This is a genomic window from Streptomyces araujoniae (assembly GCF_050871195.1).
Lineage (GTDB): Bacteria > Actinomycetota > Actinomycetes > Streptomycetales > Streptomycetaceae > Streptomyces > Streptomyces bacillaris.
Window position 1 is genome coordinate 3,019,973 of sequence record NZ_CP194070.1, and the last position, 23,290, is coordinate 3,043,262.

General features: G+C 72.5%; 22 protein-coding genes. 6 read left to right on the forward strand and 16 right to left on the reverse strand.

All coding sequences use genetic code 11. From position 1 onward, the window contains the following. Window positions 1–178: 178 nt before the first annotated feature. The 4 genes from ACQ9ZG_RS12745 to ACQ9ZG_RS12760 form a co-directional block, all read right to left on the reverse strand. On the reverse strand, window positions 179–1,261 hold the full coding sequence (locus ACQ9ZG_RS12745; protein ID WP_109914882.1) for a PucR family transcriptional regulator: 1,083 nt from the start codon (window positions 1,259–1,261) through the stop codon (window positions 179–181). Window positions 1,262–1,574: 313 nt separating this feature from the next. Further along, window positions 1,575–1,790, reverse strand: coding sequence for a DUF397 domain-containing protein (locus ACQ9ZG_RS12750; RefSeq protein ID WP_109914883.1), 216 nt, complete (start codon window positions 1,788–1,790; stop codon window positions 1,575–1,577). 16 nt (window positions 1,791–1,806) lie between these two features. Beyond that, window positions 1,807–2,013 (reverse strand): DUF397 domain-containing protein, encoded by a 207-nt coding sequence (locus tag ACQ9ZG_RS12755; RefSeq protein WP_109914884.1) that lies wholly within the window; start codon window positions 2,011–2,013, stop codon window positions 1,807–1,809. After that, window positions 2,013–2,891 (reverse strand): helix-turn-helix domain-containing protein, encoded by an 879-nt coding sequence (locus tag ACQ9ZG_RS12760; protein WP_109914885.1) that lies wholly within the window; start codon window positions 2,889–2,891, stop codon window positions 2,013–2,015. Before ACQ9ZG_RS12760 ends, ACQ9ZG_RS12755 begins: the two co-directional genes overlap by 1 nt. Window positions 2,892–3,057: 166 nt before the next feature. On the opposite strand from ACQ9ZG_RS12760, the gene ACQ9ZG_RS12765 reads away from it, so the two are divergent. Together ACQ9ZG_RS12765 and ACQ9ZG_RS12770 are read left to right on the forward strand one after the other, a co-directional pair. Then, window positions 3,058–3,495 (forward strand): ATP-binding protein, encoded by a 438-nt coding sequence (locus ACQ9ZG_RS12765; RefSeq protein WP_109914886.1) that lies wholly within the window; start codon window positions 3,058–3,060, stop codon window positions 3,493–3,495. 337 nt (window positions 3,496–3,832) lie between these two features. After that, on the forward strand, window positions 3,833–4,999 hold the full coding sequence (locus tag ACQ9ZG_RS12770; protein ID WP_109914887.1) for a hypothetical protein: 1,167 nt from the start codon (window positions 3,833–3,835) through the stop codon (window positions 4,997–4,999). 125 nt (window positions 5,000–5,124) lie between these two features. Here the strand turns inward: ACQ9ZG_RS12770 and ACQ9ZG_RS12775 are convergent, their stop codons facing one another. The 6 genes from ACQ9ZG_RS12775 to ACQ9ZG_RS12800 form a co-directional block, all read right to left on the reverse strand. Further along, window positions 5,125–5,598, reverse strand: a complete 474-nt coding sequence (locus tag ACQ9ZG_RS12775) for a GNAT family N-acetyltransferase (protein WP_109914888.1) — start codon at window positions 5,596–5,598, stop codon at window positions 5,125–5,127. A 64-nt stretch (window positions 5,599–5,662) separates the two neighbouring features. Continuing rightward, window positions 5,663–6,451, reverse strand: a complete 789-nt coding sequence (locus ACQ9ZG_RS12780; protein ID WP_109914889.1) for an SDR family NAD(P)-dependent oxidoreductase — start codon at window positions 6,449–6,451, stop codon at window positions 5,663–5,665. Continuing rightward, entirely contained in the window at window positions 6,448–7,614 is a 1,167-nt protein-coding gene (locus ACQ9ZG_RS12785) for a serine hydrolase domain-containing protein (RefSeq protein ID WP_084997135.1), read from the reverse strand. Before ACQ9ZG_RS12785 ends, ACQ9ZG_RS12780 begins: the two co-directional genes overlap by 4 nt. Before the next feature lie 136 nt (window positions 7,615–7,750). After that, a complete protein-coding gene (locus ACQ9ZG_RS12790; RefSeq protein ID WP_109917536.1) occupies window positions 7,751–8,539 on the reverse strand; it encodes an energy-coupling factor ABC transporter ATP-binding protein in 789 nt (262 codons plus the stop codon). After that, window positions 8,527–9,291 (reverse strand): cobalt ECF transporter T component CbiQ, encoded by a 765-nt coding sequence (gene cbiQ / locus ACQ9ZG_RS12795; protein ID WP_109917537.1) that lies wholly within the window; start codon window positions 9,289–9,291, stop codon window positions 8,527–8,529. The genes ACQ9ZG_RS12790 and cbiQ overlap by 13 nt, the downstream gene beginning before the upstream one ends. A 184-nt stretch (window positions 9,292–9,475) precedes the next feature. Continuing rightward, on the reverse strand, window positions 9,476–10,543 hold the full coding sequence (locus ACQ9ZG_RS12800) for an energy-coupling factor ABC transporter permease (RefSeq protein WP_109914440.1): 1,068 nt from the start codon (window positions 10,541–10,543) through the stop codon (window positions 9,476–9,478). Between the two features lie 253 nt (window positions 10,544–10,796). On the opposite strand from ACQ9ZG_RS12800, the gene ACQ9ZG_RS12805 reads away from it, so the two are divergent. Then, window positions 10,797–11,246 carry an SsgA family sporulation/cell division regulator gene (locus ACQ9ZG_RS12805; RefSeq protein WP_109914441.1) on the forward strand — a complete coding sequence of 150 codons (450 nt, stop codon included), beginning with the start codon at window positions 10,797–10,799 and terminating at the stop codon, window positions 11,244–11,246. Window positions 11,247–11,563: 317 nt separating this feature from the next. Here the strand turns inward: ACQ9ZG_RS12805 and ACQ9ZG_RS12810 are convergent, their stop codons facing one another. Next, window positions 11,564–13,804 (reverse strand): MMPL family transporter, encoded by a 2,241-nt coding sequence (locus tag ACQ9ZG_RS12810; protein ID WP_109914442.1) that lies wholly within the window; start codon window positions 13,802–13,804, stop codon window positions 11,564–11,566. A 189-nt stretch (window positions 13,805–13,993) separates the two neighbouring features. Further along, complete coding sequence (locus ACQ9ZG_RS12815; protein WP_018492713.1) at window positions 13,994–14,566, reverse strand: TetR/AcrR family transcriptional regulator; 573 nt, start codon at window positions 14,564–14,566, stop codon at window positions 13,994–13,996. A gap of 201 nt (window positions 14,567–14,767) precedes the next feature. Here ACQ9ZG_RS12815 and ACQ9ZG_RS12820 point away from each other — a divergent pair, with 201 nt between their 5' ends. The 3 genes from ACQ9ZG_RS12820 to ACQ9ZG_RS12830 are packed head-to-tail and all read left to right on the forward strand — an operon-like array spanning window position 14,768 to window position 19,026. Then, window positions 14,768–18,226 (forward strand): S41 family peptidase, encoded by a 3,459-nt coding sequence (locus ACQ9ZG_RS12820; protein ID WP_109914443.1) that lies wholly within the window; start codon window positions 14,768–14,770, stop codon window positions 18,224–18,226. Window positions 18,227–18,286: 60 nt separating this feature from the next. Continuing rightward, a complete protein-coding gene (locus tag ACQ9ZG_RS12825) occupies window positions 18,287–18,661 on the forward strand; it encodes a type II toxin-antitoxin system RelE/ParE family toxin (protein ID WP_109914444.1) in 375 nt (124 codons plus the stop codon). Continuing rightward, window positions 18,658–19,026: a helix-turn-helix domain-containing protein gene (locus tag ACQ9ZG_RS12830; protein WP_109914445.1), complete on the forward strand. Its 369-nt coding sequence runs from the start codon at window positions 18,658–18,660 to the stop codon at window positions 19,024–19,026. Before ACQ9ZG_RS12825 ends, ACQ9ZG_RS12830 begins: the two co-directional genes overlap by 4 nt. A gap of 13 nt (window positions 19,027–19,039) precedes the next feature. Here the strand turns inward: ACQ9ZG_RS12830 and ACQ9ZG_RS12835 are convergent, their stop codons facing one another. The 4 genes from ACQ9ZG_RS12835 to ACQ9ZG_RS12850 form a co-directional block, all read right to left on the reverse strand. Continuing rightward, entirely contained in the window at window positions 19,040–20,677 is a 1,638-nt protein-coding gene (locus ACQ9ZG_RS12835; protein ID WP_499280514.1) for a glycosyltransferase family 39 protein, read from the reverse strand. A gap of 306 nt (window positions 20,678–20,983) precedes the next feature. Next, on the reverse strand, window positions 20,984–21,166 hold the full coding sequence (locus ACQ9ZG_RS12840; protein ID WP_018492710.1) for a hypothetical protein: 183 nt from the start codon (window positions 21,164–21,166) through the stop codon (window positions 20,984–20,986). 183 nt (window positions 21,167–21,349) lie between these two features. Next, window positions 21,350–22,234: an SDR family oxidoreductase gene (locus ACQ9ZG_RS12845; protein ID WP_028417518.1), complete on the reverse strand. Its 885-nt coding sequence runs from the start codon at window positions 22,232–22,234 to the stop codon at window positions 21,350–21,352. Beyond that, window positions 22,231–23,187: an alpha/beta fold hydrolase gene (locus ACQ9ZG_RS12850; protein ID WP_499280516.1), complete on the reverse strand. Its 957-nt coding sequence runs from the start codon at window positions 23,185–23,187 to the stop codon at window positions 22,231–22,233. Before ACQ9ZG_RS12850 ends, ACQ9ZG_RS12845 begins: the two co-directional genes overlap by 4 nt. Window positions 23,188–23,290 lie beyond the last annotated feature (103 nt).

The window sequence follows — 23,290 nt, forward strand, 5'->3', positions numbered from 1 at the left end:
GCCGGATCGGTTTCGGCACTCCGGCCGACGACCACTTCCTGCTGCGAAGTTGGGCATTTGTACCACGGTCTTTACCGGATCTTTAGTGACGAGCTTCACATTTATGGAAGTTAGGGGCGAATTGACTGAAAAAGTGACACCGCCGTTGACCGGAGCGGAGAGTCCGTCTATCGGACAACTAAGGGACGTGCTCCGCCCTGTCGGGCCGGCTGAGGAGCCGGGTTCCTATGACGGCGGTCTGCAGGGGATAGCGCTGCCGGGGGTCGGTCGGGTCCGAACCGGTGAGCTGGTGGATACGCCGCAGCCGGTACGTCAGTGCGCGGACGCTCAGGGAGAGCCGCCGGGCGGCCCGGGTGGTGACACAGCCGGCGTCGAAGTAAGCGGTGAGGGTCTCCAGGTACGGTTCCGGACCGCCACGCGCCTCCAGGAGCGGCCCCAGAGTGGCCTGGACCAGCTCCGCCATGGCCTGACGGTCCCGCGTCAGTACGGGATAGACGAGCAGGTCCGCCGTGTGGAGCACCGGGCCCTCCAGTCCGAACCGCTCCGCCAGATCCAGGATCTGGAGCGCCTCCTCGTACGAGCGGGCGACACCGCCCGCCCCGGCGTGCGGCCGCCCGACAGCGACCCGCCCGCCACCGGCCGCCGCGTGGGCCCGCTGGGCGAAGTACCTGAGGACCTGGCGCTCGCCCCCGGGCGCGACGCAGACCATCCGGCCGCCCTTGGTCGTCAGGAGGACGTGCCGCTCCCCGAAGCGCCCGGTCACGGCCCGCTCCACCCGACGGGGCACGGAGTCGCCCTCGGCATAGGGGGTGGGCCCCTCGGCCGTGGCGACGGCATGGGCGTGGGCATGGGACAGACGCAGCCCGAAGCGCTCCGCACGTTCCGGCAGACGCACCGGGTCGCCCCGCCCGTCCAGCAGATCGTCGACGAACTCCCGTCGCGCCGATTCCTGCTGCCGCACGGCGAGCCGCTGGGCCCGTTCGTACCCCTCGCAGAGCGCCTCGACGGACAGCTGTACGGCGACGAGCACCCGGTCGTCCTCCGCCGTTCCGGCGGGCCAGGTCTCCCGGGCCCGGGAGAGGTGGTGCACGACGAGTCCCCGCAGGGTGGTTCCCTCGGCAGCGACCTGTTCCCCGAAGGACCTGAGCCGCTCCAGCTCCGTCCCGTCGGGGCCCCGGCCCGTGGCCGCGGCCCGGCCGAGCACTTCCGCGTACCCGGGCCACGTCGGCGCCCGCTCCCGGGGCGGCTCCACCGCCGTCACCGGCGGACACGGGCCCGACGCCTCTTCGGCGGTGACAGATCAAGGCAATGCACGCGCTGGCGCAGACATACGTCCATGGCGGACGGCCCTCCGGGCTCGGCAAGCAGAGGGACGGCTGTCCCTCCACGCCGACCAGACTTCCCGGCACACCAGCGCGCCTCGCGACGCGTTGCCCGCAGCATAGTGGGGGATGGCGGCCGAGCACAGGGCCCGCCGGACTGCGGATGCCCTCCCGGCCGGGGCAGAGACCCGCCCCCTCACCTGTACCGATCAGTAGGGGTGAGGAGTGGCGGCGGCCCGCATCAGCCCTCGATCAGCTCCCGGCAGCGGCGGCGTACGGGAGAAAGCCGAGCCAGGCGGCGGGGGCGAGGGCGAGGCGGGGGCCGTGGACGTTCTTGGAGTCGCGGACGTGGACCGTCCCCGGGGAGGTCGCGACCTCGACGCAGTCATTGGGATTACTGCTGTCGCTGTAGCTGCTCTTGAACCACCGCAGCCCAGAGACTTCCCCGGCGAACGCCTCGCTGATCATGGCTCTCCCGGACGAGTCAGTGCCCTGCGGCATACGAAACGAAGCCGACCCAAGCGGCGGAGGTGAGAGTGAGACGCGGGCCCTGGATGTTCTTGGAGTCGCGGACGTGGACGGCGTCCCTGACGGCGGCGACCTCCACACACTCGCTGCCGTTGCTGCTGTCGCTGTAGCTGCTCTTGACCCACCGCAGCTCGGAGGCATCCCCGGCGGGCAGCTTGCGCATCATGTCTCTCCCAGTACTCGCTCGATGAAGCCCGTCGACTCCCGAGGGGTGAGAGCCTGGGCCCGGATCATGCCACACCGCAGATCAAGGATTCGGACCTGCTTCGGATCCGAGACCGGCCTCCCGCCGAACGCCCCGTCCGAACGTCCCACCGCTGTTCCGTCCTTGAACTTCAGCACCTGGATCTCCCCGTCGATCCCCGCGTGCTCGTCGAGGTCCATCGGCATCACTTGGACTGTCACATTGCGCAATTCGGTGACCGCCAGCAGGTGTTCGAGTTGGTGGCGCAACACCATCTTGCCTCCGAGTGGGCGGCGCAGCACCACCTCTTCCAGGACGAGTCCGAGCGTCGGGCCGGGCTTCCGTTCAAGGATGGCCTGGCGAGCCAGACGTGCGGCCACCGCCCGTTCGATCTCTTCCTGCGGGTAAGCGGGTTGGCGCATCGCGAACAGTGCGCGTGCGTACTCAGCCGTCTGCAGCAGACCGTGCACGCTGCTGTTGCTGTAGGCCACCAGCTCCACCGCCGCGGCCTCCATCTTCGCCAGTTCCCGGATCTTCTTCGGGTACCGCACCTCCGCGATGTCCGCCTTCATCGCCGCGAGCTTCCCGGCCGCCCCCAGCACCACGTCCGCGCCGTCCATGAACTCCGGGCGGGGGATGCGCCGGCCGCCCTCCACCTTGTAGACGAGGTCCTCCCCGTACCCCATCGCGGCCCCGAACTCCGCCGCCCGCATCCCCGACGCCTCGCGCCACGCCTTGATCTGGCGGCCCACGGCGGCGACCACCGCCGCGCCCGACTCGTCGTCCGGGTCGACCTCCCAGCCGGGCTCGTCCGCCCCGGCATCCCCTCGCTCCGTACCATCGCCAACCACGCTCATTCGGGCCCCACTTCGACGTCGTGCGTGCCGTTCTTTCCTCAACCGCGTACGTTCCCGGGGCGTCACCCCCGACAGCCGGGACAAGGCCGGACAAGCACTGGACAGCGACCGTACGCATGGGCTCTGCCACTGGGAACGGTACGCAGACGCCGCCACGCTGAGTGACATGAACGAAGAAAACCACCGCACCCAACAGGCCAGCTTCAAACGGACGTTCACCGTCCTGCTCTCCCCCACCCACCGGGGCGCCCGCCTCGCCCGGCTGCTGGCCGTCGCCCATCTCGACGCCTGGGGGCTCCCGTCGGAGGCGGCGGCGCACATCGTGGCCGAGCTGGCGGCCAACGCGTCCACGCACGGCCGGGTACGGGGCCGGGACTTCCAACTGAGCCTGACCGTCAGGGAGAAGACCCTGCGGATCGAGGTCACCGACACCCGGGGCGACAGCGTTCCTCCCGGGCCGGGAGCCGTGAAGGCGCCCGAGGACGACGGCGCGGAGAACGGGCGCGGCATGCTCATCGTGGAGGCCCTGGCCGACCACTGGGGCATCGCCCCCGGCCCCGTACCGCGCAAGACCGTGTGGGCGGAGATCGACCTCGTACGGTGACGGCCTCCACCGGGTCGTGTACGGGCACGATCCGGTCGACCGCGAACACCCTCCACCGGATCGTGCTCCACCGCGACGCGGTGACCCGGGACGTCAAGTACTAAAGAACCAAGGGAAATAACCAACCCCACCCGACCCACCCCGGCAGCCATCTGACGACCCCCCCGGGCTCCGTCACCCACATGGGTGAGGTTTGCCAACTGAGCTGGATTTCGTGCCGGTTGGCAGGCATATGCTCACGCCAGCACCACATCCGACATCAGACATACGTCGGCCCCCGGCCGGGACAGCCATCCCGAACGAGGGCCTGACCACCAAGGAAGAAAGCAGCTTCCCGATGGATACCCCGCAGAATACTGCCCTCATGCGCGCCCTGGTAGAGGTTCCCGGACCTCTCCCGACCTCCGGCGTCGTCCACATCACCCTCCCGCACACCGAGCGCTTCACCGTCGTGGGCAACCACCTCGCCCAGAACGCCGCGCTCAGCACCGCCGCCGTCGGCTTCGCCGTACGCATCCAGTCGCTGCCCCAGGGCACCGAAGTCGGCATCAAGGCGCTCGCCGCCCGCTTCCCCGAGGGCGAGAAGCTCATCGCCGCCGCGCTGCGCGAACTGGAGTCCCACGGCTACCTGCACCGCACCCGCGTACGCCTCCCGAACGGCCGGATGGTCACCCGCACGGTCTTCTGCAACCACCCGGAAGCCCTGTTACGCCCCCGTCCGGCGATGCCCCCGCACCAAGTTCCGGACCCCCGTGCGGCCCCAGCCTCGACACAGGCGCCGGCCCTGGTCACGGCCCCGCTCGCGACCCCGTCTCCGGCCCGGGATACACCCCCGATCGCGGCCCCGGTCACGGTCCCGGCTCAAGCCCCGGTTCAGGTCCCCGCCCCGGTCCCGGTCCCGGTTCATGCCCCGGCTCAAGCCCCCGCCCCCGCCCCGGTCACCCCGCACGTCCCGCTCGCGGCCCCCGAGGCCCGGGAAGCGCCCGCCCCACCTCCCGTAACCGACCGGCCCGTACCGGCGGAGCCCTTCCCACCGGCCCCGCCCGCCCCACGTCTCGTACCGCCCCCGACCGCGCCCAAAGCCCCGCCCCGGCCGCTCCCGCAACCCCGCGAGCTGACCCCCGGGCTCCGACAGTCAGCCGTCGCGCTCCTCTCCGACCTGCGGCGGCACGCGCCCGAACTCGTGCTCTCCGAGGCCGACATCGAACGCCTCGCCCCCGTCACGGCCACCTGGCTCGAACGGGACGCACACCCCGACACCGTCCGCCGGGCCCTCACCACCGACCTCCCGCAGCCGGTGAAGTACCCGGCCAAGTTCGTCAGGCACCGGCTGACCGTGCTCCTGCCGCCGCCCCTCCCCGGCACCGAGGAACTGGCCCCGGCCCGGCCCCGTACCGTCGTCATCCCCCTGCAGACCTGCGAAGGCTGCGAACGCGCCTTCCGCTCGCGCACCCCCAGCCTCTGCCGCGACTGCCGGACCGCCTGCGAACAGCCCGCCGCCTGAGGGGACAGGCCACCTTTCCGCGAGCACGGGGCGGTGCGGTCTGCGGTAGCCCGGCAGGCCCGGTGCCTCAGCCTCCCCTACGAAGGACGCCCGGCGTCACGAACTGTCCGCACACCCCGGGGCGCTCACCCCGCCCACTCCGCCACCACCTCCCCGTCCTCCTCCGCCCCCGTCGGGCGGAAGCCGAGTGCGGTGTACAGGTGGGCGGCGGCCCGGTTGGCGGGGGCGTAGGAGAGGCGGACCGCCCGGCAGTCCTCCAGGGTCGTGAGCCAGGTGGTCAGGGTGCGTACGGCGGCGGAGCCGATGCCCCGGCCCTGGTGGGCGGCGTCGATGAGCATGCCGCCGATCCAGTACGAACCGTCCTCGTCCCGGGCCCACATGATGTGGCCGGTCACCTCGTCGCCCGCGAGGACCGCCCGGGAGTGCCAGGTGTCCTCGCGGGCCGTCAGGACGAGGTAGCGGGCGGCCAGGGCCGGGACCCAGGCGCGCTGGTCGTCGTGCGGGGCGCAGTCCGCGACCGCCCGCCAGTTGGCCGCGTCCACCTCGTGGAGGGTGACCGGGCGGCCCGAGCGGTCCGTGTGGCCGTACGTGATGATCATGGGGGGAGGGTAGGGGCGGGCGTGACGGCCCGCCAGGGGATTACTCCCGGGACGCCCCAGAGAATCAATCCCCGGACGCCATCGCCCGCCGGAAGCCCGTGTTCACCGCCAGGATGCCGCCGTCCACCCGCAGCGTCGTCCCCGTGATCCACGAGGCGTCGGAGGAGGCGAGGAAGGCGACCGCCGACGCGATGTCCTCGGGGGTGCCGACCCGGCCCAGAGGGTAGAGGGCCGCCGCGCGTTCGAGTTCCGCGTCGCGGCCCGACCAGGCCGCCGTGCGGATCGTGCCGGGCGCCACCAGGTTGACCCGTACGCCGCGCGGGCCCGCGTGGCCCGCCAGCGTACGGGTCAGGCTCGCCAGGCCCGCCTTGGCCGCGCTGTACGCGTGACCGCCGAAGTCCTGCTCGCCGTTGACCGAGCCGATGGTGACGATCGCGCCCCGGCCCGAGGCCACCAGGTGGGGCAGGGCGGCGCGGGCGCAGCGGAAGGGGCCGGAGAGGGTGATGTCCAGGTCGCGGTCCCACGCCTCGTCCGTCTCGTCCTCGAAGAGTCCGGCGTCCTCGCTCGCCGCGTACGCGTTGTTGACCAGGACGTCGAGCCCGCCGAAGGTCTCGACGGCGTACGCCACCGCCGCCTCCACCGCCGCCCGGTCGCCCACGTCGCAGGGCAGGGACGCGGCGGTGCCGCCCGCCTCGCGTATCGCCGCCGCCGCGCCGGAGGCACGCTCCGCGTCGAGGTCGGTGACGAGGACTCTGGCGCCTTCCGCCGCCAGGCGGTGGGCCGTTGCGGCGCCGATACCCTGGCCGGCGCCGGTGATCAGGATGCTGTAGCCGTCGAAGCGAGGTCGTGTCATAGCGCCGACCGTACTGCCCTGACCAATGCCTGGGCACGGGGGTCGGCGGTGACTCCCTTCTGGAGGCCGTTGGTCACGTAGCCGAACGCGATGCCGGATTCGGGGTCCGCGAAGCCGAGGGAGCCGCCGCGCCCGGGGTGGCCGAACGAGCCGGGGCCCAGCAGCGGGGCCGCCGGGCCGTGCAGCATGTAGCCGAGGCCGAACCGGGTGCTGACGACCAGGACCCGGTCGGGGCCCGCCGACTCCTCGGTGCGGGCCAGCGTGAGGGTCGCGGGGGCGAACAGGCGGCGGTGGCCGTCGACCGGGCCGATCATCGCCGCGTAGCAGTGGGCCAGGCCCCGGGCGGTCGCGATCCCGTTGGAGGCGGGGAGTTCCGCCGTACGGTAGGCGGCGTCGTTCTCGTCGGGCAGCGGGTCGATCGCGCCGAACGCCCGGCGGGTGAGCGACTCGGGGTCGCGGTAGGCGTCGACCACCGAGCGCTTGGGGCGGACGCGCAGGGCCCCGGAGGCCGCCCCCGGCGCCGGGGGCTCCACCGGGCCGATGCGGCCGATGCGGTGGGCCTCCTCGGCGGGCAGCCCGAACCAGAAGTCCAGGCCCAGCGGGCGCGCGATCTCCTCCGCGATCCAGCGGCCGATGGTGCGGCCGGTGGCACGGCGGACCAGTTCGCCGATGAGCCAGCTGTAGGTCTGGGCGTGGTAGCCGTGGTCCGTGCCCGGCTCCCACTGCGGGCGCTGCGCGGCGACGGCGGCCGGTCCACAGACCCCGTCGGCGGCCTCGGCGGGGGTGAGCGGGCGGTCCAGGGCGGGGACGCCCGCCCGGTGGGCCAGGAGGTCGCGGACCAGGACGCGTTCCTTGCCGTTCGCCTTGAACTCCGGCCAGTACGTGGAGACCGGGGCGTCCAGGTCGACCTGCCCGCGCTGGTGGAGCAGGAGGGGGACGGCGGCGGCGATGCCCTTGCCCGCCGACCGCACGATCTGGACCGTGTCGACCGCCCAGGGCTCGGTGCCGTCCACGTCCCTCGTACCGGCCCACAGGTCCACGACCTTGCGCCCGTCGCGGTAGACGGCCACGGCCGCGCCGCGCTCGCCTCGCTGCTCGAAGTTGCGGACGAAGGCCTCCGCGACCGGTTCGAATCCGGGCGCCACCGTGCCCCGTACGTCCACGTCCGCGTCCCCGCCCATGTCCGCTCCCGGACCCGCCGTGCTCGCTCCCGCGCTCCCGCTCATCACCCCATGGTGCACGGCCCGGCGGGGTGCCCGGGGAGCGGGTCGCCGTCACCACCGCACTGTCACGAGCTGTTTACGGCGTCGGAACCGTCACCGACCTCGGGTCGAAGCCGAACGGCAGCTCCAGCCGGTGCGCGCGCATCAACTCCTCGTCGCAGAGCAGGTCCTGCGTCCGGCCGTCGGCGGCGATCACCCCCTCGCTGAGGATCACCGCGCGCGGGCACAGCTCCAGCGCGTACGGCAGGTCGTGCGTGACCATCAGCACGGTGACGTCCAACGAGCGGAGGATGTCGGCCAGTTCGCGGCGGGAGGCCGGGTCCAGGTTGGAGGACGGTTCGTCCAGGACGAGGATCTCCGGCTCCATCGCGAGGACGGTCGCCACGGCGACGCGGCGGCGCTGGCCGAAGGAGAGGTGGTGCGGCGGGCGGGCCGCGTACTCCGCCATCCCGACCTGTTCCAGCGCGCGCACCACCCGCTCCTCCAGTTCGGGGCCGCGCAGCCCGGAGGCGGCCGGGCCGAAGGCGACGTCCTCGCGGACCGTGGGCATGAAGAGCTGGTCGTCCGGGTCCTGGAAGACGATGCCCACCCGGCGCCGGATCTCCGCCAGGTTCCGCTTCGCCACCGGGAGTCCGGCGACGCGGACCGTGCCGGAGCCCGCCTCCAGGATGCCGTTGAGGTGCAGGACGAGCGTGGTCTTGCCCGCGCCGTTGGGGCCGAGGACCGCGACGCGTTCGCCGCGTCCCACGGTCAGGTCGACGCCGAAGAGGGCCTGGTGGCCGTCGGGGTAGGCGTAGGCGAGGCCGCTGACGTCGAGCGAGGGGGCGGGGGCCTGGGGCCCGGAGGAAGAGGTCACAGGGTCCATCCCAGCAGACAGATCACGAGCGCGAGAGCGGGGAGCGTCGCCGCGTACGCCCATTGGGTCCGGTCCGCCGTCACCTCGTCGATCACCGGCATCGTGCCGGCGTACCCCCGGCTCACCATCGCGAGGTGGACCCGCTCACCGCGTTCGTACGAGCGGATGAACAGGGCGCCCATCGAGGTGGCCAGGACGCCCCAGTGCCGCACGCCGCGCGCCTCGAACCCCCGGGAGCGGCGGGCGATGGACATGCGCCGCATCTCGCCGGTGATGACGTCCCCGTACCGGATCATGAAGGACGCGATCTGGACCAGCAGCGGCGGCAGCCTCAGCCGCTGGAGGCCGAGCAGGACCTCGCGCAGTTCGGTGGTGGAGGCGAGGAGGACCGAGGCGGCGACGCCCAGGGTGGCCTTGGCCAGCACGTTCCAGGCGCCCCAGAGGCCGGGGACGCTGACGGAGACGCCGAGGACCATCGTCTGCTCGCCGGGCACGACGAACGGCATGAGCAGCGCGAACGCCACGAACGGCACCTCGATGACCAGACGCTTCAGGAGGAAGCCGGGCGGGATCCTCGCCACCGCCGCGACGGCGGCGAGGAGGGCCGCGTACAGGCCGAAGGCCCACATCGCCGCGCGCGGGGTGGAGACGACGACGAGGACGAAGCCGAAGACGGCGGCCAGTTTACAGTGCGGGGGCAGCCGGTGGACCGGGCTGTCCCCGTGCCGGTAGAGCTTGTGGGCGTGGCCCGTCGCCGCCATGGCCGGCCCCCTTCCTGTCGGACTGTTCCGGGCTGTCGGGCGGCTCGTTCATCCGGGCCGGGCCGCTCGCCTTCCGGGCCGGGCCGCTGGCCTTCCGAGTCGGGCCTCTCGCTCGCCCGTGTCGGGCCGTACGCCCCCTGGGCCGGGCCGCTCGGCTTCCTCGCCGGGCCCCGGCCCCCGGCCCTCAGACGTTCTCGTGGTCGGAGCGGGCGGGGCCGCCCCGCTCGTCCTCCCGGCGGCGGCGCACCACCCAGAAGACGCCCGTGCCCACGACCACCGTGGCGCTGACGCCGATCACCCCGGCGAGGCCGCCGGAGAGCCGGGCGTTCGCGATGTCGCCCACCCCGTAGTCGGCGAGCGGGGAGTCGGCCGCGCCGTGTTCCTCCGCCTTCTCGTCGATGCCCTGGTCGGCGGCGACCCGCTCCAGGCCGTCGGGGCTGGCGGAGGCGTAGAAGGAGACGAAGCCGGCGAGGAGGAGGGCCGAGACCAGGCCGGTGATGAGGAAGCCGCGGTTGGAGCGGTGCGCGGTGGCGGGCTCGGGCTCGCGGGTGGGGGCCGGGGCGTCGACGAGTTCGCCGTCGACCCGGAGCTTGAGGGGGGCGGTGCGGGCGCCCCGGACGCCGTGGACGAGGTCGGGGCGGACGGCGAGGACCGCGCCCACCGTCAGCGCGGTGATCACCGCCTCCCCGATGCCGATCAGGACGTGCACGCCGACCATGGCCGTGAACACCTTGCCGATCGGGATGTCGGTGGTGCCGCCGATCCAGTAGAGCAGCGTGAACGCGGCGGCCGACGCCGGTACGGAGACGAGCGCGGCGACGAACGCCGAGGCCGTCGCGGACCGGCGCGTGCGCGGCAGCAGGCCCGTGAGCAGGCGGAACACCCCGTACGCCACCACGACGGTGACCACGCCCATGACGGTGATGTTCACGCCGAGCGCGGTGAGTCCGCCGTCCGCGAAGAAGATGCCCTGCATCAGCAGCACCACGGAGAGGCAGAGCACGGCCGTATAGGGCCCGACCAGGATCGCGGCCAGGGCCCCTCCCATCAGATGGCCGCTGGTACCGGCGGCCACCGGGAAGTTCAGCATCTGTACGGCGAAGATGAAGGCGGCCACCAGCCCGGCGAGCGGGGCGGTGCGCTCGTCCAGTTCACGGCGGGCCCCCCGGAGGCTGACGGCCACCGCGCCCGCGGCGAACACCCCGGCGGCGACGGAGACAGGTGCATCGATGAATCCATCGGGTACATGCATGACAGAGGCTCCGCTTCCTGCGGTTCCGCACGGTGTCCGCGTCCGCGTGGACGAGGCTCCGCGGGCGGGGTCATGAACCCATCAATAATAGTGCCCTCTTGCGAACCCTGTGCAAGAGCGGAGGCCCGGCAGCAGGATCCCGTTCAGCCGCCGGGGTGCCACTCTCCGTCACGTGAGCGCACGCTCACCGTGCCACATTCGTGAAATATGGGACATTAGAGGGCAGAGCGATACATATAGGAGGAGCCGGCCCATGTCCCCTGTGATCGAAGAACATGCACGCGCCCGGCTCATCACCGATGGCCCTCTGACCCGTCCGGTCCCCGTCGATCTGCGCTACGACGCGGCCGACGACCCCCGCACCGTCCACATCGGTCTGCCCGACGGCACCGACTGGGCGTTCGGCCGCGATCTGCTGGAGCGCGGGCTGCGCACCCCGATCGAGCGCGGGGCGGTCCGCGTCTGGCCCTGCGGCCGGACCCAGCTGATCGTGGAACTGCACTCGACGGACGGGGTGGAGGTGTTCCAGTTCGAGATCAGGACGCTGATCCGCTTCCTGGCCCGCACTCGCGCCCAGGCCCCGGCGACGGGAGCCGCCGCGCAGTCGTCCGGCGGGGGCCCGGAGAAACGGCCCTCCCGCACCCGCCCGGGGCCGAAGGAGGCCCAGCCGGACCCCAAGGGCGCCCAGCCGGCCCGCGGTTGAGACCGACGCACCCGAGTCCACCGCGCAGGGGTCCGGCGTCCGGCGTACACGTCACCGGCACCGCCCGAATCCACCGCGCGGGAATCCGGCGCCCACCGTTCCGGCGCGCAGGCGGCCCGCGTACACGTCACCGACGCCGGCACCAGCACCAGCAGGAAACCGGCGCACCCCCACACGGAGAAGGCCCCCGTGCTCATCGCACGGGGGCCTTTCCGCTGCCCCGGTCCCCCGTCCCCACAGGTAACCGGCGCTGCCGGGGCCGCGCTCCGCTCAGACGCGGCCCCGGGGTCCGAAGGGCCGGTGAAGGGCCCCGGGGATCAGACGCGTACGAGCTCGCGCTCGCCGCCGTGGCCGTCCCCGCCGTCGGAGTCCGAGCCGGACGCGGCGGGCTCCTCCGTCAGCTGCTTCTGCAGCTTCTCGCCCTCCACGTCCACGTTGGGCAGCGCCCGGTCCAGCCAGCGCGGCAGCCACCAGGCCTTCCGGCCCAGCAGGGCCAGGACGGCCGGCACGATCGCCATACGCACCACGAAGGCGTCGAAGAGGACCGCGACCGCGAGCGAGAAGCCGATCATCTTGACCATCTGCTCGCTGGAGCCGATGAAGCCCGAGAAGACCGCGATCATGATCACCGCTGCCGCCGTGACCACCCGTGCGCCGTGCTTGAAGCCGGTCACGATGGCCTGGCCGGGGCTCTCGCCGTGGACGTACGCCTCACGCATCCGGGTGACGAGGAAGACCTCGTAGTCCATCGCGAGACCGAAGACCACACCGATCATGAAGATCGGCATCATGCTCATGATCGGACCGGTCTGCTCGACACCGAAGAGCGAGCCGAGCCAGCCCCACTGGAAGACCGCGACGACCGCGCCGAGGGCCGCGACGACCGAGAGCAGGAAGCCGAGGGCCGCCTTCAGCGGGACCAGGATCGAGCGGAAGACCAGCATCAGCAGCAGGAACGCGAGGCCGACGACGAGCGCCAGGTAGGGCAGCAGCGCGTCGTTCATCTTCTGCGAGAAGTCGATGTTCATCGCGGTGGCGCCGGTGACCAGGACCTCGGCCCCGGTGTCCGCCTTGATGTCCTTGCCCGCGTCCCGGATGTCGTGGACGACCTCCTCGGTGGCGTGCGAGGACGGCCGGTCCTTGGGGATGACCGTGATCGTCGCGGCGTCACCGGCCTTGTTGAAGGCGGGCGGGACGACGGCCGCGACGCCGAGGGACTCGATCTTCTTGGCGACCTGGTCGGCCGCGGCCTTGGGGTCGGAGCTGTTGCTGCCGTCCACCACGACCAGCAGCGGGCCGTTGAACCCGGGGCCGAAGCCGTCGGAGAGCGTGTCGTACGCCTGGCGCTGCGTGGTCGACTTCGGCTGGGCGCCGTCGTCGGGCAGGCCCATCTCCAGCGAGGTCGCCGGGATGGCGACGACACCGAGGCCGAGGACGCCGACGAGCATCACCCAGACCGGCTTGCGGAGCACGAAACGCGCCCAGCGGGTGCCCATGTTCGGCTTGGCCTCGGGGCTGTTCTCCGCCTCGGCGGCCTTGCGCGCCTTGCGGCCCATGATCCGCTTGCCCGCGAAGCCGAGGGCCGCCGGGACGAGGGTGAGCGCGATGAGGACGGCGATGGAGACCGTACCGGCGGCGGCGAGACCCATCTTGGTCAGCATCGGGATGTTGACGACGGCCAGGCCGGCCAGCGCGATGACCACGGTCAGGCCCGCGAAGACGACGGCGGATCCGGCCGTGCCGACCGCCCGCCCGGCGGCTTCCTCGCGCTCCCGGCCCTCGGCCAGCTCCGCGCGGTAGCGGGAGACGATGAAGAGGGCGTAGTCGATGCCGACCGCGAGGCCGATCATCATGGCGAGGATCGAGGTGGTGGAGCCCAGGTCCATCACGCTGGCCAGCGCGGTGATCGTGGAGACGCCGATACCGACCCCGACCAGCGCGGTGACCAGCGGCAGCCCGGCGGCGATCAGCGAACCGAAGGTGATGACCAGGACGACGGCGGCGATGGCGACACCGATGATCTCGGCGGTCCCGGTGTGCGGCATGACCTGGAGGGCGTCACCGCCGATCTCCACCTTCATGCCGCTGCTCTCGGCGTCCTTGCCCACGCCTTCCAGGGCGTCCCGGGTCTCATCGGTCAGCTCCATGGAGTTGACCTTGTAGGAGACCGAGATGTACGCCGTCGAACCGTCCTCGCTCACGGCCTGCGCCTCGAACGGGTCGGCGACACCGGCCACCTGGTCGGAGCCGGACTGGAGCTCCTTGACGATGCCGGTGATCTCGCCCTTGTTCTCGGCGTCGGTCACCTTCTCGCCCTCGGGCGCCTTGAAGACGACCCGGGCGGTGGCCCCGTCGGCGTTGGAGCCGGGGAAGCGCTGTTCCAGCAGGTCGAAGGCGCGCTGCGCCTCGGTACCGGGGATGGAGAAGGAACTGGAGGCGGCGGTGGACGCGGAGGCGGCACCGAATCCGGCGAGCGCCAGCAGTGCCACCCAGATCAGGGCGACATAGCGGCGGCGGCGGAAGGTGAGCCGTCCGAGCTTGTAGAGGAAAGTGGCCACGGGGGCGTACTCCCGGTCAGGTCGTATGAGTGGAAATCGGGCGTGAGGTGCCGGCCCGACGACGAGAGCGGCGTGTCAGGTACGAGTGATGCGTCGGGGAGAGGGCCGTACGGTGGCGGGACCCTGGGGAGGGGCCCTACCGGGGACGTCGGACTCCGAAGCCGGGGAGCGCCACGGAGCCGCGTGCGGTCAGACGCCGAGGGCGGGGAGCACCACGGAGTCCACGTAGTCGGTGAGGAACGCCCGGTCGACCGGACGGTCCTCGATCAGCTGCCGGGCGGCCAGCGCGCCGACCAGCATGTGCGGGATGTACTTCAGCGCCGGGTTGTCCGCGCGCAGTTCGCCCCGGGCCACGGCCCGCTGGAGCATCTCGTCGAACCCGTTCATCTCCGGTTCGATCAGAAGCTCGCGCAGGGCCTGGAGCAGCTCGGGGTACTCGTGGACGGCATGGCTCAGACCCCGCATCAGCGCGGCGTCCTTCTCCATCTGGCAGTCGTCGGTCCGGCTCAGCACGGTGTGGAAGTCGCCGCGCAGCGAGCCGGTGTCGATGTCGGAGAGGTCTCCCGGCTTGTTGTGCCGGAGCGCCTTGGCGACCAGCTCGGGCTTGGAGCCCCACTGGCGGTAGAGGGTGGCCTTGCTCGACCGGGTGCGGGCGGCGATGGCGTCCATGGTCAGGGCGTCGTAGCCGACCTCGCGGAGCAGATCGAGGACGGCCTCGTACAGCTCGCCCTCACGCTCGGGCGTCAGCCTGGTGCGTGCCATGGGCCGACCTCCTTCGCTCACTCACGCGTATCCGTCGTTCCGGTCACGGATTATGCCGCGCCCGGTCCGTTCCGCTCACCATCGAACGAAACTGTTTCGTACAGCAGAACCGTACCCCCTTCCCCCAGCGAAACGAAATCGTTTCGCTTGTGGGCTGCACCACAAGTTGCCCCGGGCCCTGCGCGCGGAAAGCATTGGGGGGTGAGTGACGACGTCGCGTATCTCCGGTTCCCGCACCTCCACCAGGACATGCTCTGCTTCGCCGCCGAGGACGATCTCTGGGTCGCCCCCCTCGCCCCGGCGGGCCACCGGCCGGGGCGGGCCTGGCGGGTGACCGTCGACCGGACCCGGGTCAGCCACCCCCGCTTCTCGCCCGACGGCACCTCCCTCGCCTACACGACCTGGCGCACGCTGGACCCCGAGATCCACCTCGCCCCCGTCGACGGCGGCCCGGCCCGCCGGCTCACCCACTGGGGCTCGACCGACGCCCGGGTCTGCGGCTGGACCCCCGATCCGCCCGACGCCTCGCAGATCCTCGCCGTCTCCTCGCACAACCAGCCGTTCTCGTACTTCTCCTGGGCCTACAGCGTCCCCACCGACGGCAGCCCCGGCGGGCGGCTCCCTTGGGGCCCGGTCTCCGACATCGCCGTGGCCGACCTGGACGGCGAGCGCCGCACCCTGCTCCTCACCGGCACGCCCCCGCACGAACCGGCCGCCTGGAAGCGCTACCGGGGCGGGGCCATGGGGCGCCTCTGGCTGCACGGGGAGCGGCTGCTGCCGGACATCGACGGGCACCTCGCCTCCCCGATGTTCGTGGGCCGCCGGATCGCGTTCCTCTCCGACCACGAGGGCGTCGGCAACCTCTACTCCTGCCGGACCGACGGCACGGACCTGCGCCGCCACACCGACCACGACGCCTTCTACGCCCGGCACGCCTCCAGCGACGGCCACCGGGTCGTCTACCAGTGCGCGGGCGACCTCTGGCTGGTGGAGGACCTGGATTCGCCGGACGCCACCCCGCGCAAGCTGGAGGTACGGCTCGGCGGGCCGCGCACCGGCCGCCGCTGCCACCAGGTGCCCGCCGCCAGCAACGTCGACTCGCTCTCGGTCGACGAGACGGGCCGGGCCAGCGCCGTCACCGTACGCGGCAGCCTCTACTGGCTCACCCACCGCGACGGCCCCGCCCGCACCATCAGCGACACCCCCGGGGTGCGGGTGCGGCTGCCGGAGATGCTGGGGAGCGGGGGCCGGGTCGCGTACGTCACCGACGCGGACGGCGAGGACGCGGTGGAGATCGGCTACCTCCCGCGCGCCAGCGGCGACCGGGCCCCGCGCCGGCTCGCCTCGGGGCAGCTGGGCCGCGTCCAGGAGATGGTCTCCGACCCGGACGGGGAGCGGCTGGCCATCGCGTCGAACGACGGCAGGCTGCTGCTCCTGGACACGGGCGAGCCGGAGGAGACGGGCGCGGTCGCGACGACAGGGGCGGCCGACGGGTCCGGGACGGCCGGGGTGACGGAGGAGACCGAGGAGATCCGGGAGCGCCCCCGTACCGGCTCCACCCGCGCCGACCTCTACGCGGCCACGGGCGGAGCCGTCCCCGACAGCATCACGGCGTCCGTCGACGAGCACCCCGGCCTCACCGAGCTGATCCGCTCGGTCAACGGCCCGGTCCGCGATCTGGCCTTCTCGCCCGACGGCTCCTGGCTGACCTGGTCGCACCCGGGGATCGGCCGCTCGCTGCGCCAGATCAAGCTGGCCCGGATCTCCGGCCCCGGCGCCCCGGTGATCGTGGACGTGACCAACGGCCGCTTCGAGGACGAGAACCCGGTCTTCACGGAGGACGGCCGCTATCTGGCGTTCCTCTCCTGGCGGGGCTTCGACCCGGTGTACGACGTCCACACCGGCGACCTCTCCTTCCCCCTCGGCTGCCGCCCGTATCTGGTCCCGCTCTCCTCGGCCACCCCGTCCCCCTTCGCGCTCTCGCCGGACGGGCGCCCGGCGGCGGGCGGCCTGGACCCGATAGACGTTCCGGAGGCAGGGGGTACGGGCGAGGGGTCCACGGTCATGGTCGAGTTCGAGGGCCTGGAGAGCCGGGTGACGCCGTTCCCGGTCTCCGCCTCCAAGTACTCGGCGCTGCACCCGGTGAGCGGCGGCGGTCTCGTCTGGCTGCGGTGGCCGATCTCGGGGGCGCTGGGCGAGACCTTCGCCAACCCGGCCGACATGTCGGGCCGCCCCACCCTGGAGCACTTCAACATCGCGAAGGCGCGGAAGACCGAACTGGTCGACCACCTCGACTGGTTCGCGGTCAGCGGGGACTGCTCGCGCCTGGTCGTGATGGACGACGGCGAGCTGCGGGCGGTCCCCGCGACCGAGCCGGGCGACGGCGACTCCACGGTCTATCTGGACCTGCGCCGCATCCTGCACGAGGTGGACCCGGGGGCGGAGTGGCGGCAGGCGTACGGGGAGGCGGGCCGGATCATCCGCTCCTACTTCTGGGAGCCGGACATGTGCGGCATCGACTGGGACGGGGTGCTGGAGCAGTACCGTCCGCTGGTCCAACGGGTGTCCTCCCCCGACGAGTTCGCGGATCTGCTGCGCGAGGTGCTGGGCGAGCTGGGCACCTCGCACGCGTACGTCACCCCCGCCCGCCGCAACGAGGGCCCGCCGCACTACCAGCGGGCGATCGGCCTGCTGGGCGCCAACCTGGTCTGCCGGGACGGGTCCTGGGTCGTCCAGCGCATCCTCCCCGGCGACTCCTCGGACTCCAAGGCCCGTTCCCCGCTGGCCGGTACGGGCATCCGCGAGGGCGCGGTCCTCACGCATGTGGACGGCCGCCCGGTGGACCCGGTGACGGGCCCGTACCCCCTGCTGACGGCGGCGGGCGGCACGACGGTGGAGCTGACGTTCACCCCGGCGGGCGGCGGCCCCTCGCGCCGGGTGGCGATCATGCCCTTGGTGGACGAGCGCCCTCTCCGCTATCAGGACTGGGTGGCCAAACGGCGTGATGTCGTACGGGAGTTGAGCGGCGGAAAGTGCGGCTACCTGCACATCCCGGACATGGGCGGCTCGGGCTGGGCCCAGTTCAACCGGGACCTGCGGCTGGAGGTCTCGCGCCCGGCGCTGATCGTGGACGTACGGGGCAACGCGGGCGGCCACATCAGCGAGCTGGTCGTGGAGAAGCTCACCCGGAAGATCCTCGGCTGGGACCTGACCCGCAACGCCCAGGCGGTGAGCTACGCCTCCAACGCCCCGCGCGGCCCGGTCGTCGCCCTGGCCGACGAGGCGACCTCCTCCGACGGCGACATGATCACCGCCGCGTTCCGGCTGCTGAAGCTGGGCCCGGTGGTGGGCCAGCGGACGTGGGGCGGGGTGGTCGGCATGACCGGCCGCCACCGGCTGGGCGACGGCACGGTGATCACGGTCCCGATGAACGCGGCCTGGTTCGACACATACGGCTGGTCGGTGGAGAACCACGGCGTCGAACCGGACGTGAAGGCCCTGCGCACCCCCCTGGACTGGGCGGAGGGCCGGTACGCCGTCCTCGACGACGCGGTCCGGGTCGCCCTCGACCTCCTCGCCGCCCACCCGGCCTCGACCCCGCCCACGTACGACACCGCCCCGGACCTGCGCCGGCCGCCACTGCCGCCGAGGTCTTCCTGAGGGCGGGGGCGCGCAGGGACAGGGCCCCCACCCCATATAAATTTCCATATAATGGATGGGATGGAGAAACTTTGGCAGGTCGAGATCGAGCCGGAGGTCCGGCAATGGCTGGAGTTACTCACGGACGCGCATTACGACAAGACCGAGCGTGCCGTTGACATGCTTCTGGCCGGGCCGACGACCCTGGGAGAGCCGTATGCCAGGCACCTCGGCGGCAAAGTGCGGGAACTACGCTTCACCATGGACGGCAACGCGGTCCGCATCACCTACTGGCTCGCCCCTTACCGGCGCATCGTCTTGTTGACCGTGTTCCGCAAGACCAGACAGCGCGAGGAGGCAGAGGTCGAAAGAGCCCGGCAAGCCCAGCAGACCTGCGAAGCCGAGCACGGCCCTGCCGAGCACAGCTACGACCGGACAGAGGAGCAGAGCCCATGAACCACTCCGCCTGGAGAACCCGCCGGACTCGCAAGCTCCTGGGCGAGAAGGTCGAGGAGTCCGCCGCCTACACCGAAGCCGGGCACTCCTTCGCCCTCGGCCAAGCGGTCCACGACCGCCGGGCCGCCCTCGGGCTCTCCCAAACCGAATTGGCACGCCGGGCCGGGATGAGTCAGCCGCAGATCTCCAACATCGAGGGAGGTGACTCCGTCCCCACCCTGGCGCTGCTGAGCCGTCTGGCCACGGCACTCGACGCATCACTGACCATCGATCTGGACGGAGACGCATCGGCTTTCGTCTTCACTCCGCACGAGCCCCGTCGGCCGGGCGAAGCGTCCACACATGGACAACACTCCGCGGCTTGATCCCACCCGGGGTTCACCGCGGTGCCGCACGCCTCTCGTAGAGGGTCACCCGGCGGCCGCGGGTCTGGGTGTCGGTGACGATCCTGAAGTGGTTGCGCAGGACGGAGCGCTTCATCCGGTCCCGTTCGGTGGCGGGCGGGCGGGAGACGGCGGGGGCGTCCGTCACCAGGAGGATGCGGCGGTGGGTGAGCATCGCCGTCCGGATGCGGGCCGGGCCGTCCTCCACGCCCTTCAGGGTGCCGGACCGCTCCGGGGTGCGGGCCAGCGCTATGTCCTCCAGGCCGGAGAAGGCGTCCGGGGAGACCAGCCGGGTGTCGCGCCGGGCCGACGGGAAGAAGAGCACCGCGTCCCCGGGCCGCTTCAGCCGCCGTACGGCGTCGGCCGCCGCGAGGACGTCGTCCACCCGGCTCTCCGGGGACCGCTTGGCGAGCGCCTGCGGAAGCAGGGCCACCGACGCCACGGCGACGACCGCCGGAAGGAGCCACCGGCCGGCCCGCGGGAGCCGCCGTGACACCGTCCGGACCCCCGCCCCGATCGCCGCGCCGATCAGCAGCGCCAGGCCCAGCAGGCTGAAGAGGACGTACCGGTCCAGGAACAGCGGCTGGACCAGGGAGAGCCCGGCGAGGCCGAGCTGGGGCACCACGAGCAGCGGCAGCCCGACGGCCGCCGCCGAGGGCCCGTCCGGCCGGTACGGGGACCGTCGGTCCAGCAGCGCGCCCGCCCCGCCGACGGCCAGCAGGACCGCCGGGCCGATCAGCATGTGCCAGGTCAGCGGAGGTATCCACGAGACCTGCGCGGACTGGCTCCGGCTGAACAGGACCAGCGGGAGCACACAGACCACGGCGGCCCCGGCGGCGACCGCCCAGCGCTTCCCGAGTCCGCCGGGCCTGCCGGGTCCGGCCGCTCCGCCTGGTCTGCCCGGTCCGCCGAGCCTGCCTGGTCCGCCCGGTCCGCCGGATTCGCCAAGTCCGCCGATCCTGCCTGATCCACCAAGTCCGCCCGGTGCGCCCGGTCCGCCCGGTCCGCCCGGTCCGCCCGGTCCGCCGACGTCGTGGCCGCTCCGGACGCTCCGGACGCTGAGCAGCAGCGTCAGCAGATGGGCCGGGAGGATCATGAGCGAGAGCCAGTTCAGCAGACCGCACAGGGCGACCGTCCCGCCGTACGCGATCCAGTGCACCGCCCTCCCCCGCCCCTCCAGCAGGGTGACCAGGAGCAGCGTGGAGACGCCGGCCCCGGCCGCCACCAACGCGTACGGCCGCCCCTCCTGGAGGTAGAACTGCACGGCCGGCAGCAGCCCCAGAGCCGCTCCGCCGCCCAGCCCGGCCCATGGGCCCGCCAGCCGGTGGCCGAGGGCCGCCACGCAGGCGGCGGCCACCGCCATGGCCGCCACCGAGGGCAGCCGCAGCACGGTGGTGCCGGGGCCGAACAGCTCGAACAGGCCGTGCATCAGCAGGTAGTAGAGCCCGTGCACGACGTCGACGTTGCCGAGCAGCTGCGCGATCTCGGCCGTGGAGCGCCGGGCCACCTGCCAGGTCGCCGCCTCGTCCCGCCACACGCTGTTCTGCCGTGAGAGCCCCCACAGGCCGAGGGCGAAGGTCCAGAGCGCCGCTGCCGAAGGGACGAGGAGACGGGCGGTGCGAGCTGTGGACACGGAGGAGCTTCCCGGGGTGACGGCGGTCGTGCAGGGCAGGGCGGGAAGCCCCTGCGGCCCCCCACCGACCCCGCATCGTACGCATCACTGTTCGATCGATGATCAAACGTGCGCCCCGGACCCGGCTCGGCACGGCACGACAAGTCCGTACGGCAATCCCCGTACGGCGATCCCGGTACGGCAAGTTCCGTGCAGCAAGCCCCGTACAGCAAGAAGGAGGCGCATCCGGTCACCCGGATGCGCCTCCTGACGCGACGCGCACGCACGCGCACAGCGCAGCGCGCACGCGTCACACCTCAGCGACCGTCAACGGTCAAAGCGGTCACGCGCCTGCTCGGCCGCGTCACGGGCCTGCTCCTGGGCCTGGCGCCCGCGCTCCTGACCCTCCTGGCCGCGCTCCTGGGCCTGGTCCTTGTCCTGACCGACCTTCTGCTTGGCCTGGTCCGCGAGCTCCTGCGCCTTGTCCTTGAACTGGTCTGCGATACCCATGCTGTTCACTCCTGTGGGATGCGTGGGGTACGTGGGGGATGGCCCCAGCGGGGCCGTGCTCAGCGTTGCACGCCCCGACATCCCGCGCATTTCGGACCGCTACCCACCGTGACACCCGCCGGGGCGCCCCGCCGGGAGGCCCCACGCGAGGGCCACCCCGGGGGCCACCGCGAGCCCACTCCGCTACGTACGCTCCGCCCGCGCGTCCTGGTCCGCCGCTCCCCCGGCCCCCACCAGCCCCTTCGGCACGGTGTGCAGGCGCGGTTCGAAGCGCCGCATCTCGCGCTGTCCGCCGATCGCGATGACCGAGGGCAGATAGCCCCGGACCGACTGCATCCCGCGCAGCCACCACTGGGCGTACACATGCGGGGAGCGCCGGGCTATGCCGTCCACGATCCGGTCGACGGCCGGGCCGAGCGGGTACGTGCGGTTCATCGGCCACGGCAGCCGCTGCCTCAACTCCCGCATCACCTCGTCCTGATCGGCGCCGCGCACCATGTCCGTGTCGGTCCAGGAGAGGTAACCGACGCCCACCTTCACGCCCTTGTAGCCGACCTCCGCGCGCAGGCTGTGCGCGAACGCCTCCACGCCCGACTTGGAGGCGCAGTACGCCGTCATCATCGGCGCCGGGGTGATCGCGGCCAGCGAGGCTATCTGGAGGAAGTAGCCGCGGCTCTCCATCAGCACCGGCAGGAACGCCCGCCCGGTGACCGCCCCGCCGATGAGGTTGACCTCGATGACCCGCCGCCAGGCGTCCGGGTCGGAGTCGACGAACGGGCCGCCCGCGGCGACGCCCGCGTTGGCGACGACCACGTCGACCTTGCCGAACCGCTCCTTGACCTCGCGCGCCACCCGGGCCATCTCCGCGTGGTCGGTGACGTCCGCGAACCAGTGGTCGCTCTCGCCGTGCAGCCGGTCGGAGACCTGCTTCAACTCGTCCGGCTCCAGCCCCACCAGCGCCAGCGTCGCACCGCGCGCCGACAGCTTGCGGGCCAGCAGCTCGCCCACGCCCCGGGCCGCGCCGGTCACGACGACGACCTGGCCCTCCAGACTCCGCCTGCTGCTCATGCGACATCCTCCTTCTCGGACGTGGCGGCCGTGTTCGCCCCGGTGGCCCCGGTGATCGCGACGTACCGGGTGGTCAGTTCCCTGAGCTTCGCCGTGACCGCCTCCGGGGCCTCCACCGGCGTCATGTGCCCCGTGCCCGCCAGCTCGGTGAGCCCGAGGCCGACCGGCAGCGCCGCCGCGATGGCCCGCGCGTGCACCGGCGGGGTGAGCCGGTCGTCCGTACCGGCGATGACCGCCGTCGGCACCCGCAGCTCGCGGACCTCGGCCGTCACCTCCAGCTCCGCGAGCACCTGCCCCCATCCCACCCTCGCGCGGCGCGGGCAGGCGTGCACGATACGGGCGCAGGTGTCGACCCGGTCGGGGGCCGAACCGGCGCCCATCGTCGCGTACTTGAGGATGCGTTTCGACACCGGATTGACCGGCCCCAGCGGCGCCTTCGCCCCCAGGACCGCAGTCGTCAGCCGGGTCCGGAACCCGCTCGGACGCAGCGGTACGACGGTGGCCTCGGCGGTGAGCCGGCCGCTGCCGGTGGAGCAGAGCAGGACGGCGGCGGCGTGCTCGCGCAGGCCGGGCCGGCGGGCGGCGGCCATCAGCGTCATCCCGCCCATGGAGTGCCCGGCCAGCACCGCCTTCCGCCCGGGGGCGAGGGTGGCGGCGAGCACGGCCTCCAGGTCGTCGGCGAGGGCGTCGACGCTGTAGCCGCCGGGGCCGGGCTCGGGGGTGAGGCCGTGGCCGCGCTGGTCGTAGGCGATGACGCGGTGGTCGGCGGCGAGGTCCCGGATCTGCGCGGCCCAGAAGTGGGTGTTGCAGGTCCAGCCGTGGGCGAGGACCACCGCGGGGGCGTCCTCGGGGCCGTGCAGCTCGACGTGGATCCGGGAGCCGTCGGCCGAGGTGACGAAGAGTTCACTCGCGGGGACGGGCGGAGCACCGTCACGGTGCAGGAGCCGGCTCATCGGGCGGCCTCCTCGGCCATGACGCGGTGCGGAAGGCGACGCTCGGCGGCCTCCCCGGCCGTGACCGGGCGCGGAAGGCGATGCTCAGCAGCCTCCCCGGCCG

Bases quoted from the DNA above. Each gene is read 5' to 3' on its own strand.
- ACQ9ZG_RS12780 (WP_109914889.1), bottom strand. From the start codon at position 6,451: ATGACACGACCTCGCTTCGACGGCTACAGCATCCTGATCACCGGCGCC.
- ACQ9ZG_RS12775 (WP_109914888.1), bottom strand. From the start codon at position 5,598: ATGATCATCACGTACGGCCACACGGACCGCTCGGGCCGCCCGGTCACC.
- ACQ9ZG_RS12850 (WP_499280516.1), bottom strand. From the start codon at position 23,187: ATGAGCCGGCTCCTGCACCGTGACGGTGCTCCGCCCGTCCCCGCGAGT.
- ACQ9ZG_RS12805 (WP_109914441.1), top strand. From the start codon at position 10,797: ATGTCCCCTGTGATCGAAGAACATGCACGCGCCCGGCTCATCACCGAT.
- ACQ9ZG_RS12825 (WP_109914444.1), top strand. From the start codon at position 18,287: ATGGAGAAACTTTGGCAGGTCGAGATCGAGCCGGAGGTCCGGCAATGG.
- ACQ9ZG_RS12765 (WP_109914886.1), top strand. From the start codon at position 3,058: ATGAACGAAGAAAACCACCGCACCCAACAGGCCAGCTTCAAACGGACG.
- ACQ9ZG_RS12755 (WP_109914884.1), bottom strand. From the start codon at position 2,013: ATGCGCAAGCTGCCCGCCGGGGATGCCTCCGAGCTGCGGTGGGTCAAG.
- ACQ9ZG_RS12845 (WP_028417518.1), bottom strand. From the start codon at position 22,234: ATGAGCAGCAGGCGGAGTCTGGAGGGCCAGGTCGTCGTCGTGACCGGC.
- ACQ9ZG_RS12790 (WP_109917536.1), bottom strand. From the start codon at position 8,539: ATGGACCCTGTGACCTCTTCCTCCGGGCCCCAGGCCCCCGCCCCCTCG.
- ACQ9ZG_RS12840 (WP_018492710.1), bottom strand. From the start codon at position 21,166: ATGGGTATCGCAGACCAGTTCAAGGACAAGGCGCAGGAGCTCGCGGAC.
- ACQ9ZG_RS12830 (WP_109914445.1), top strand. From the start codon at position 18,658: ATGAACCACTCCGCCTGGAGAACCCGCCGGACTCGCAAGCTCCTGGGC.
- ACQ9ZG_RS12750 (WP_109914883.1), bottom strand. From the start codon at position 1,790: ATGATCAGCGAGGCGTTCGCCGGGGAAGTCTCTGGGCTGCGGTGGTTC.
- ACQ9ZG_RS12815 (WP_018492713.1), bottom strand. From the start codon at position 14,566: ATGGCACGCACCAGGCTGACGCCCGAGCGTGAGGGCGAGCTGTACGAG.
- cbiQ (WP_109917537.1), bottom strand. From the start codon at position 9,291: ATGGCGGCGACGGGCCACGCCCACAAGCTCTACCGGCACGGGGACAGC.
- ACQ9ZG_RS12760 (WP_109914885.1), bottom strand. From the start codon at position 2,891: ATGAGCGTGGTTGGCGATGGTACGGAGCGAGGGGATGCCGGGGCGGAC.
- ACQ9ZG_RS12770 (WP_109914887.1), top strand. From the start codon at position 3,833: ATGGATACCCCGCAGAATACTGCCCTCATGCGCGCCCTGGTAGAGGTT.
- ACQ9ZG_RS12800 (WP_109914440.1), bottom strand. From the start codon at position 10,543: ATGCATGTACCCGATGGATTCATCGATGCACCTGTCTCCGTCGCCGCC.